Here is a 2,677-nt window from a genome sequence, read left to right as displayed (position 1 = left end):
CCGGAGGCCCGGTGGGCGCCTAGGCCTGGGTTTCGGTGCGCGGCGGCACCTGGGCCAGGATGCCGGTGTCCAGGGCATCGGGGATCTCGGTGCCGCGCAGCGAAGCGCCGGCGGTTTCGGGCATGAAGCGGATGGCGACCATGCCGATGAGACAGGCGGCCATCATGTACACCGCCGGAATCAGCAGGAATCCGGTGGCGTCAATGAGCGCCTCGTTGGCCATCGCCGCGGTGCCGCCAAAGATGGCGGTGGCCACGTTGTAGGTGATCGCGAACCCGGCGAAGCGCACCTGGGAGGGGAACATCGCCGGGAAGGTGGCGGTGATGGTGGCCAGCTGCGGGATGTAGAGCAGGCCCAGCACGGCGAAGGCCACGATCGCCCAGGCGAAGCTTTGGCCCATCAGCCAGAACATCGGCAGGGCCAACACGAACAGGCCAATCACCGAGGTGTACCACATCGGCTTGCGGCCCACCTTGTCGGAAAGGGAACCGGCAAACGGGATCACGCCCATCATGGCGACCTCACCGATCAGGATGACCGCCAGCGAGGCGTTGGAGCTCAGCCCCAGCTGCTGTTCCAGGTAGGTGGGCATGTAGGTCAGCAGGGTGTAGTTGACCACGTTCAGCGCGATGACCAGGCCGGTCATCACCAGCATGGGGCGCCAGTACTCGCTGACCAGTTCCTTCAGCGAGCTGCCCTGCTCGACCTCGCCGGCCTCCTCCAACTCCTGGAATACCGGGGTGTCCTCGATCTTGTTACGCAGGTACAGCCCGACCAGGCCCATGGGCAGGGCCAGGAAGAACGGGATGCGCCAGCCCCAGGCCATCATGGCGTCCTCGGACAGCAGCAGCTGCATGCCCAGCATCACGGCAGTACCCAGGGCGAAGCCGCCCAGGGTGCCGAATTCCAGGAAGGAGCCGAAGAAGCCGCGCTTGCGGTCCGGGGCATATTCGGCCATGAAGGTCGCCGCCCCGCCATACTCGCCGCCGGTGGAGAATCCCTGGATCATGCGCAGCAGCACCAGCAGGACCGGCGCCAGCACGCCCACCTGCTGGAAGGTCGGCAGCGCACCGATCAGGAAGGTTGCCCCGGACATCATCAGGATGGTCAGGGCCAGGATTTTCTTGCGGCCCAGCTTGTCGCCCAGCGGGCCCCACACCAGTCCGCCCAGCGGGCGCACGAGGAAGGAGAGGGCGAAGGTGGCCAGGGCCATCAGGGTGCCGCCCTCGGAGGGGAAGAAGTGGGCAGTAATGTAGGTGACCGCCACGGCGTAGATGCCGTAGTCGAACCACTCGGTCAGGTTACCCATCGCCGATGCGGCCGTGGCCTTGCGGATTTCGCTGCGCCCGGCGGCAGTGTTCATGTCTGGGCCAATGTCCAGGTCCAGATCGGGAGTGAAATGTGGTGAATTATCGGAGTTATCTGGTTGGCTGCTTACCGGTGGCATTACTGCTCCGTCGTCGTTCAGCTTTCCGTCGACCGGATGCCCAAAACCGGTGCCCGCGGCACGGCCTTGGTAACGGTCCACGATCTGGAATCAGGTCCAGAGTCGGTCAAGCAGAAGAGACTACTTGGCATTGCGGAAGATATCAAGCTTTGACATGGAATTCTTTGCCTGTGGATTCGGATAAACCCCGTCTGACCTCACTAACTAGCCCTATACTGTTGCTTGGTTCACATTCGCGTTCTTGACCACCACATTGGCACAATGGGATTCTAATAGTGAACGAATGGTCGGTAAGTATTCAGGGGCGTTTCCCGCCCCTGTCCGGTCCGGCATTCCCAGCGTCCGGCCCGCACGGCGGGCGGGGCGCATCGGGCCAGCAGACAAAGGAGTTTTCATGACCGAGGCATTTTTGGTCGGTGGCGCGCGCACGCCCGTGGGCCGCTACGGAGGGGCGCTGAGTTCGGTGCGTCCGGATGACATGGCGGCGCTGACGATTCGCAGCGTCATCGAACAGGCCGGGATCGACCCCTCGGCCGTGGATGAGGTCATCTACGGCAACGCCAACGGTGCCGGGGAGGAAAACCGCAACGTGGCCCGCATGGCCTGGCTGCTGGCCGGGTACCCGGACACCGTACCGGGCATCACCGTCAATCGGCTGTGCGCCTCGGGGATGAGCGCCATCACCATGGCCAGCCACATGATCAAGGCCGGTGCGGCGGACATCGTCGTCGCCGGCGGGGTGGAATCAATGTCCCGCGCCCCGTGGGTGATGGAAAAGCCGACCAAGGCCTTCGCCAAGCCCGGCGCCACCTTCGACACCTCCATCGGCTGGCGCTTTACCAACCCGCGGTTCCTCTCCGGGGAACTGGCCCGCGAGGGCAAGGCCACGTACTCCATGCCCGAGACGGCCGAGGAAGTGGCCCGGGTCTACAACATCTCCCGCGAGGACTGCGACGAATTCGCCTACCAGTCCCACCAGAAGGCGATCGCCGCGATCCAGGCCGGGCGCTTTGCCGAGGAAATCGTGCCGGTGAGCGTCAAGACCCGCAAGGGCGAACACGTGGTGGACACCGACGAAGGGCCCCGCCCCGAAACCTCCCTGGACGCGCTGGCCGGGCTGCGTCCGGTGGTCAAGGGCGGCAGCGTGGTCACCGCCGGCAACGCCTCCTCCCTGAACGACGGCGCCTCGGCGATCCTGGTCGTCTCCGAACGAGCCATCGAACGCTTCGG

2 protein-coding genes are annotated in these 2,677 nt (G+C 65.0%); one reads left to right on the top strand and one right to left on the bottom strand.

Annotated features, from left to right (window positions below):
• Positions 1 to 19: 19 nt before the first annotated feature.
• Positions 20 to 1,447, bottom strand: coding sequence for an MFS transporter (locus tag JCM19049_RS11285; protein WP_054821644.1), 1,428 nt, complete (start codon positions 1,445 to 1,447; stop codon positions 20 to 22).
• Between the two features lie 394 nt (positions 1,448 to 1,841).
• Between JCM19049_RS11285 and JCM19049_RS11280 the strand changes: the two genes are divergently transcribed.
• A partial coding sequence (locus JCM19049_RS11280; protein ID WP_054821643.1) for an acetyl-CoA C-acyltransferase occupies positions 1,842 to 2,677 on the top strand: 836 nt, incomplete at its 3' end.

The sequence above is a fragment of the Arthrobacter sp. JCM 19049 genome, from assembly GCF_001310435.1.
This window is presented reverse-complemented; position numbering and strand designations above follow the sequence as displayed.

Coding starts and splice junctions, on each gene's coding strand:
- JCM19049_RS11285 (WP_054821644.1), bottom strand. CDS start 1,447: ATGCCACCGGTAAGCAGCCAACCAGATAACTCCGATAATTCACCACAT.